Annotated in this window: 4 protein-coding genes; all 4 read right to left on the reverse strand. The window is 36.9% G+C overall.

Features of this window, described 5'->3' with window-relative positions:
- Positions 1-514: 514 nt before the first annotated feature.
- Genes JK188_RS18045 through JK188_RS16905 form a run of 4 tightly spaced genes read right to left on the reverse strand, consistent with a single transcriptional unit; the run spans position 515 to position 3,073 of the window.
- The gene (locus tag JK188_RS18045; RefSeq protein WP_211886570.1) at positions 515-907 is read right to left on the reverse strand and encodes a hypothetical protein; all 393 of its coding nucleotides are present in this window, start codon (positions 905-907) and stop codon (positions 515-517) included.
- A complete protein-coding gene (locus JK188_RS16895) occupies positions 904-1,446 on the reverse strand; it encodes a LemA family protein (RefSeq protein ID WP_036954057.1) in 543 nt (180 codons plus the stop codon). Before JK188_RS16895 ends, JK188_RS18045 begins: the two co-directional genes overlap by 4 nt.
- A gap of 1 nt (position 1,447) precedes the next feature.
- Positions 1,448-2,491, reverse strand: a complete 1,044-nt coding sequence (locus JK188_RS16900) for a hypothetical protein (RefSeq protein WP_211886572.1) — start codon at positions 2,489-2,491, stop codon at positions 1,448-1,450.
- A 21-nt stretch (positions 2,492-2,512) separates the two neighbouring features.
- Positions 2,513-3,073, reverse strand: a complete 561-nt coding sequence (locus JK188_RS16905) for a LemA family protein (protein WP_211886574.1) — start codon at positions 3,071-3,073, stop codon at positions 2,513-2,515.
- Positions 3,074-3,217: the final 144 nt, after the last annotated feature.

Below are 3,217 nucleotides of genomic sequence, written 5' to 3' on the forward strand. Positions count from 1 at the left end.
GTTGAATATATTTAAACCTAGAACCATCATAAAAAGAATATAAATACAATATTTTATATCAAATATACTTTTTTTTTGTTCCGATCAGCGAAGAATTACAATTTTACACACATACGGAGTAAAAATAAAATGTCGATAATTGACGAAAAAAGACAGAGATAACTTTATTTAGCCATAAATCAATAAGATACTGACAGGTAGCCAAATAAACCATTCACACTTATACACAGTAAACTAAAGAAACTATACAAACTTGTGAAGTTACACCAAAACCATCGCCAAGTTGTTACGCCAATGAAGAGTAATAATGGTGGTTTTATCTAGCCACCTCTTCCGATCGTCATATTTAGAGCATCTTTATATGATCACCTCTACTTACTTCTTGTGTTTTATACTAGTAGCTGATTTTTATTTGGTGGATTATGAAGCCATTATCTTACAGTTTGATAATTTATTTTTTGACTTACGCTATAAAACAGTCAGATATAATCTAATCAATAGTAAAAAACACCTTTTATTTTTTCCGTTTTTTTCTCGCCGTCACACTCTTTTTCTTTTTATCTTCTCGGCTTGATGACCAAATCTCAATGTAATCCATATTCGTTAAGAAAAAGACAATACAGCTTCCTAGAACCACCATCCAAACTAACATCGCTTTTGGAATATTATCGAAGCGGAAAATTAATAACAGTGGAATAAGCACCATCATGCTGATAAACATTGAGCTAATCATGCCCAACACCACAGGAGCGATAAATTTCTTCATCCCGATCATTCTCATCACTAGCGTGAAAACAATACAGGCAGGGATCATTCCAAACGTAGCAAACATCACGATCAACCCCGGCTCCCCTTTATTCACCAACCAATCGGTGAAACCAAACCATGAAAAAGGAATTGTGATCATGATGCAGACTCCTGTTGAACATACAGCAAGGGAATATCTTTAAAACGGAATAAAAGTGTAAAAATGAGATTCGGGAAAAGACGAATGTTGGTGTTGTATAACGTGACTGTTTGATTAAAAAATTCTCGGCGATCCGCAATTTGGTCTTCTAACCCTTTTGCTGACGTTTGTAATGCTAATAACGCCTGCTGGCTAATCAGCTTGGGGTATTTTTCTGCCAGTAAAAAAATCGGCTTTAAATGTGAGCGAAATTGGTTTGCGGAATCCACTTTAACGTCGAGCTGTTCCGTGGATAAATAGTGCTGACGACTTTGCAGTAATTCGCTAATTAAACGCTTTTCATGAGTCATTGCCCCTTCCGCTACGATTGTTAATTGTGGCATTAAATCTGCCTGTTTTTTTAGGAGCACATCAATATTGGCAAATGCTTTGTCGCAATTATTTTTCAAGAAAATAATATTGTTGTAGATCCCCACAATATAGCGAACCAAAATGGTGCCTATCACCGCGACAAAAATCCAAAAGATAATCTGATTCATATCATTCACTGTCAGATAACGAAATTTGGTTAAAATGGAGCGTTAAGTATCCATCTTGATAACTCACTGGCGTCATTAATATTAGCGCAATCAGAATAGCTGCAATCATTGCTGTCACTCCAATATTCCGACGCATTGGCGCGGATTTATTCCAGCTAGTCACATAATCTGATAGCGAAACACCTAATAACATGTGTGGCGCTTTACGGGTGATCACCACTTTGCCATTCTCACTGTCCGCTGACCCAATCAATAAATAACTCTTCCCACTTTCAAGTAAATACTCTTTATAACGACGATTGCCACTCTCATAATCCATATGGGGGGATAATCCGGTATGGACAAAATAATCTGGGTCACAAATCACATTCACAGAGCCAGTATCATCCGTCATGGTGAAATTATGTAGCTGAACACTGCTGTCTCTGAGGGTATAACTTTTTTTACCTTCTTTATCCGTAGAGATGGAGTACTCGTAATAAAAAGCACCATAACAGCTACGATTACCTAACTTACTTTTGACTTCCTTTCCTGAGGTTATTTTCCCTTCTACTTCTACGAGCCCCATCGCAATTGAGCGAATTTTTGACGTTGCGAGGTTCTTTTGAAACTTTAGAAAACGTTTTTCGGGGGTATTTTGAATAAAACTGAAAACAAACAATAAGACGAAAGCCACAAAAAAGAGGCGAATATCGATAAAAAAGCCCATGGTTAAACACCCAGCCAATGCCGTGCCAACAAGGGTTTTTAATAACGCAGTAAATTTGGAGGAGCCTTCCTTTTGCAAACGTTGATAGCGATCATACGCACTTTCCGTTATTCCAACGACAATACGACTAGCCGCAAAAGCCATTCCTACTGCCACAGCATAGAAAAAGTAGCGTTCATATTCGCCAGGTCTCGGCGAGATAGTTTCCCATGCCCCAAATAGCACCGCAGTAAAAAGAATAATGCCCCAGTTTAATTTACGCTTTTTTGAATATTTTCTGTCTAAATAAAAAAGAATGCCACCTAATATGGCACCTAAAAAATAGTAGATATTCACAGATGATACCTTTAACGGTGATTATGATTTGAATTGAATACCATCATATTTTTTCTCAGCTTCGGAGATTTCCAATAAAGGCAACGCAGTAAAACCAAAAATATTGGCAAAAATACTGTCTGGGAACATTTGGATCGCCGTATTGTATTCCGTTGTTGCATCATTAAAACCTTCGCGGCGCTGAGCAATTTTATCTTCCACTTCGCTTAGTGCGATTTGTAATTGGGTAAATTGCTCTCCCGATATTAGCGTTGGGTAGTTTTCAGCAACCGCGACGAGGCTTTTTAATGCTTTATCCATTTCATTTGATGCTGCAATTTTTTCATTCACATTTTTAGCACTGAAATAATTTTGGCGAGCATCACTCAATGAAGTAAATAGCGCTTTTTCATGCTCCATGGCTTTTTCAACTATCGTGACTAGCTGGGGAATTTGGTCAGCACGCTGTTTTAAAATCACATCAATATTGGCAAATTGATTGCTAACTTGGTTCCGAGTACTCACCAAGCGGTTATAAATAGAAATTCCCCATCCCGCTAAAATAAGCAGTAAAACCAGAAGAACAATCATTGTCGTTGCCATTTTTATGCCTTTTAATTAAAAAAATCATTAATGCTAAGATATTTAATTTAAGTTATCGATATAACACTTTTTATTCAATCGGAAAAATAGCAAAGAAAAGGATTAATAGAGATTTATACACCATGCCAAATCGATCATGATCAC

The sequence above is a fragment of the Providencia sp. JGM181 genome, assembly GCF_018257375.1.
Classification (GTDB): domain Bacteria; phylum Pseudomonadota; class Gammaproteobacteria; order Enterobacterales; family Enterobacteriaceae; genus Providencia; species Providencia lanzhouensis.